The sequence below is a fragment of the Phenylobacterium sp. genome, from assembly GCF_031425575.1.
GTDB lineage: Bacteria > Pseudomonadota > Alphaproteobacteria > Caulobacterales > Caulobacteraceae > Phenylobacterium.
Genome location: NZ_JANPJP010000237.1, coordinates 1 through 4,013, shown reverse-complemented (window position 1 = coordinate 4,013; position 4,013 = coordinate 1). Strand labels below are relative to the sequence as shown.

The following is a 4,013-nucleotide window of genomic DNA, read 5'->3' as shown; positions in this document are numbered from 1 at the left end:
GGCGCGGCGCGGGTGATATCGGCGTAGACGCCGTCGTGGCGGACCCTCACGGCGCCCTGGGTCGGCAGGTAGTTGCCGTAGACCGCGCGCATCAGGGTGGACTTGCCCACCCCGGACTCGCCCGCGAGCACGACGCACTCGCCGGGCGACACCTCCAGGGTCAGGCGCTCGAACACAGGGATGGAAGCTGAGTCGGCGTTGTGCAGGACGAAGGTCTTGGCCAGGTCCTCGACGACAATGAGGGGAAGGGTGCTCATGGTGTGACCTAGATCTGCAGGACGGAGGAGACGAGGAGCTGGCTGTAGGGATGCTGGGGGTCGTCCAGCACCTGATCGGTGAGGCCGGTCTCCACGACGAAGCCGTTCTTCATGACGATCAGCCGGTCGGCCATCAGGCGGGCCACGGCCATGTCGTGGGTGACGATGATCACCGCCAGGCCGAGATCGCGGACCAGTTCACGCAGCAGGTCGAGCAGGCGGGCCTGGACCGAGACGTCGAGACCGCCGGTGGGCTCATCCATGAACACCAGGCGGGGCCCGTGGATCAGGTTGCGCGCCACCTGGATGCGCTGCTGCATGCCGCCGGAGAAGTTGCGCGGCTTGTCGTCGATGCGGCGGGTGTCGAGCTCGACACGCTCCAGCCATTCGATGGTGGCCGCACGCATCCGGCCATAGTGCCGGTCGCCGAGGTTCATCAGCGGCTCGGCGACATTGGCGCCGCCGGAGACCCGCATGCGCAGGCCGTCGCGCGGGTTCTGGTGCACGAAGCCCCATTCCTCGCGCTGCATGCGCCGGCGGTCGGGCTCGTTGAGGCCGTAGATATCGGTCAGGCCAAAGCGGCTGGTGTCGAACTCCACCTTGCCGGCCGAGGGCGGCAGCTTGCCCGAGATGGCGTTCAGCAGGGTGGTCTTGCCCGAGCCGCTCTCGCCCACGATGCCCAGCACTTCGCCGGGGCGCAGTTCGAAGGACACATTGCGGCAGCCCACCACGTGGCCGTAGGACTTGGTGAGGTCGGTGACCCGCAGCAGCGGTGCGGCCTGGGTCATTCCGGAGGCCGCTTGCGGCCGGGTCATCACTTCGGCATCCATCACGCCGGCTCCTTGTCGAGGGCGGCGAGCTGATGGCCCGCCATCGGGCCGGCGTGGCCGGCGGCGCGGCGTTCAGCGCAGAAGTTGCTGTCGGAGCAGACGAACATCCGCTCGCCGGAGTCATCCAGGACCACCTCGTCGAGGTAGCTTTGCTCGGCGCCGCAGAGGGCGCAGTCCTCTTCCCAGGTCTGGGTCTCGAAGGGGTGATCCTCGAAGTCCAGGCTGCGGACATTGGTGTAGGGCGGCACGGCGTAGATGCGCTTCTCGCGCCCGGCGCCGAACAGCAGGATGGCCGGGTTTTGGCCCAGCTTGGGGTTGTCGAACTTGGGGATGGGCGAGGGGCTCATCAGGTAGCGCTCCTCGATCATGGTGGGATAACCCACCGTCGAGGCGATGTAGCCGTGGGCGGCGACGCTCTCATAGAGGGAGACGTACTGCAGGCCGTATTCCTCATAGGCGTGCATGGCGCGGGTCTCGGTCTCGCGGGCTTCCAGGCCGCGCAGCGGCTCGGGCTGCGGCACCTGGAAGACCAGGACCTGGCCCTCGGTAAGTCCCTTTTCGGGGATGCGGTGGCGGGTCTGGATGATGGTCGCCTCGCCGGTCTCCTCGGTGGTGGCCACGTCGGCCACCTGGGCGAAGAAGCGGCGGATCGAGACGGCGTTGGTGGTGTCGTCGGCGCCCTGGTCGATGCACTTGTAGACATCGTCAGGACCGATGATCGCCGCGGTCAGCTGGATGCCGCCCGTGCCCCAGCCATAGGGCACCGGCATTTCGCGTGACCCGAAGGGCGCCTGGTATCCGGGGATGGCCAGGGCCTTCAGAATCGCGCGGCGGATCATCCGCTTGGTCTGCTCATCCAGGTACGCGTAGTTGTAGTAGCGCTCAGGCTCGTTGGGACGCGCGGTCATTCGGCGGCTTCCTTCATCGCGGCGGCGCGCTCGGCGTAGTCGCGGCGCTGGCGGCGGATCAGTTGCAGGTCGGCCTGGAAGTCGACGTAGTGCGGCAGTTTCAGGTGCTGCACGAAGCCGGAGGCCTCCACATTGTCGGAGTGGTAGAGGACAAATTCCTCATCCTGGCAGGGGGCCGAAGCCTCGCCAGCGGCCGAGTCCCGGAGGGCGCGGTCGACGATGGCCATGGACATCGCCTTGCGCTCGCAGTGGCCGAAGGTCAGGCCGTAGCCGCGGGCGAACTGCGGGGCGGTGTCGACGCCGCCGCCGTAGGTGGAGATCATCTGGCACTCGGTCAGGGTCAGCTCGCCGATCTCGATGGCGAAGCCCAGTTCGTCGGGGATGAACTCGACGGCCACCTCGCCCAGGCGAATCTCGGCGCAGAGCGGGTGGGTCGAGCCCCAGCCGCGCTGCGACGAGTAGGCCAGGGAAAGCAGGAAGCCCTCGTCGCCACGGGCCAGGGCCTGCAGGCGCTGGTCGCGGCCGGCCGGGAAGGCCATCGGCTCGCGGGTCAGGTCGAAGGGCGCGGGCGCCTCGTCGGTCCGGGTGTCGGGCTCGAGCAGGTCCTCGTGGGCGAAGACAGATGCGATGGTAGCCATGGGGTAGGCCTGAGCTTCCTCGGCCTCCAGGGCGCCTTCGACCGGCGTCTCGCCGTTGGCGGCCAGGGTGAAGTCCAGCAGCCGGTGGGTGTAGTCGAACGTCGGGCCAAGCACCTGGCCGCCGGGGATGTCCTTGAACGCCGCCGAGATCCGCCGGCGGACGGCCATCTGACCGGTCTCCACCGGCAGGGAGGCGCCGAAGCGGGGCAGGGTGGTGCGATAGGCCCGGGTCAGGAAGATGGCTTCCGGCAGGTCGCCGCGCGCCTGCTTGACGGCCAGGGCCGCGAGGTCGCGATCATAGCAGGAACCTTCGCTCATCACCCGGTCGACCGAGAGCGAAAGCTGCTCGCGGATCTGATCGGTCTCGATCTCCGGGATGGAGACGTCGCCCCGGCGATCCTCGGCGAGCCAGCGGTGCGCGTTGGTGATCGCCCGCTCGCCGCCCTTAACTGCCACATAGGCCATGTCAGTCTCCCTTGATGGTGATGCGCGTCGAACGCGGCAGCGCGGTCACGCGGTCGCCGGCGACGAAGATGAAGTCCACGCCGAACTGGAACCGCTCGTGGTTGGCCTGGACCTGGGCCCAGAATCCGTCCGGCAGGCCCGCGAGGGCCAGGGTCGTTTCGGTCTTGATACCCGGGCCGGTGAGTACGACCTGGCGCCCGCCCTCCAGGGCCGGCAGCTGGATGACCAGGGTGGTGGAGCGATCGGGATACTTGGCGTCACCCACGTTGAAGGCGGAGGGCGCCGGGGCCGAGCTGATGTCGGAGATCAGGGCGAAGGCCGCGGCCAGCGGATCCTCGGTGAGCGGGGCGCCGCAGTGGAAGCGGATCCAGCCCTCGGCGAGCCCGCCGCGCAGACGCGGATCGAGCCAGATCAGGGTCTCGAAGTCGAAGAGGGTCAGGGCGATGGCCCCGGCCGCGCGATCCAGGCCCTGAGGCGCGTCGGGGGCGAAGGCCAGGTCATGGATGACGCCCGGGCGGGCCATGCATTCCATCACCTTGCGGAAAACGGCCTGGCTGCCCCGGGTGGGGTCGGCGAAAGCGGGTGCGATATCGGCGAGATCGAGGACGGCGGACATCAGCCGGGGCTCCGGGTGCGGACCATGGTGAAGAAGTCGACCTTGGTGGCCGCGGCCTTGCGCGCGGCCGTGTCGCGGCGCTCGTCCTGGGTCCTGGCCAACTTGGCGATCACGGCCCCCTCGACGGCGGGGCGCAGGTCAGCCGATTGCATCATGGCGTCCACAGCCGCAGCGATCTCCGCATGCTTGCGGTCGCGCCCGGCCACATAGCCGATCCCGGTCTCGCCGCTCTCGAGCCGCACGGCGGCGCGGGTCACGGTCATCTCGCCGAGGTTGAAGGCGTCGCCGGCGCCGCCCAT

At 68.9% G+C, this 4,013-nt stretch carries 6 protein-coding genes; all 6 read right to left on the bottom strand.

Features of this window, described 5'->3' with window-relative positions; translation table 11 throughout:
- Positions 1-257, bottom strand: a 257-nt coding sequence (locus RMO97_RS13370) for an ATP-binding cassette domain-containing protein (RefSeq protein WP_310541551.1), incomplete at its 3' end; no start/stop codon positions are given.
- Between the two features lie 8 nt (positions 258-265).
- Positions 266-1,087: a phosphonate C-P lyase system protein PhnK gene (gene phnK / locus RMO97_RS13365; protein WP_310541550.1), complete on the bottom strand. Its 822-nt coding sequence runs from the start codon at positions 1,085-1,087 to the stop codon at positions 266-268.
- On the bottom strand, positions 1,087-1,995 hold the full coding sequence (locus RMO97_RS13360) for an alpha-D-ribose 1-methylphosphonate 5-phosphate C-P-lyase PhnJ (RefSeq protein ID WP_310541549.1): 909 nt from the start codon (positions 1,993-1,995) through the stop codon (positions 1,087-1,089). Before RMO97_RS13360 ends, phnK begins: the two co-directional genes overlap by 1 nt.
- Positions 1,992-3,098: a carbon-phosphorus lyase complex subunit PhnI gene (locus RMO97_RS13355; protein ID WP_310541548.1), complete on the bottom strand. Its 1,107-nt coding sequence runs from the start codon at positions 3,096-3,098 to the stop codon at positions 1,992-1,994. The genes RMO97_RS13360 and RMO97_RS13355 overlap by 4 nt, the downstream gene beginning before the upstream one ends.
- A 1-nt stretch (position 3,099) precedes the next feature.
- Positions 3,100-3,714: a phosphonate C-P lyase system protein PhnH gene (gene phnH / locus RMO97_RS13350; RefSeq protein WP_310541547.1), complete on the bottom strand. Its 615-nt coding sequence runs from the start codon at positions 3,712-3,714 to the stop codon at positions 3,100-3,102.
- On the bottom strand, positions 3,714-4,013 hold a 300-nt coding region (gene phnG / locus RMO97_RS13345), incomplete at its 5' end, for a phosphonate C-P lyase system protein PhnG (RefSeq protein WP_310541546.1). The genes phnH and phnG, both read right to left, overlap by 1 nt.